Raw genomic sequence first — 202 nt, forward strand, 5'->3', positions numbered from 1 at the left:
AGGACTAGTGGAGCGCTTAGAAGTGAGAATGCCGGTATGAGTAGCGAAAGATCAGTGAGAATCTGATCCACCGAATGACTAAGGTTTCCTGGGGAAGGCTCGTCCTCCCAGGGTTAGTCGGGACCTAAGTCGAGGCCGCAAGGCGTAGACGATGGCCAACAGGTTGATATTCCTGTACTAGTAAGATATGTTTGAGCGATGG

At 51.0% G+C, this 202-nt stretch carries 1 rRNA gene; it reads left to right on the forward strand.

Features of this window, described 5'->3' with window-relative positions:
- A 23S ribosomal RNA gene (locus CES82_RS12340) occupies positions 1 to 202 on the forward strand; the annotation flags it as partial.

The sequence above is a fragment of the Secundilactobacillus silagincola genome, from assembly GCF_002583405.1.
GTDB lineage: Bacteria > Bacillota > Bacilli > Lactobacillales > Lactobacillaceae > Secundilactobacillus > Secundilactobacillus silagincola.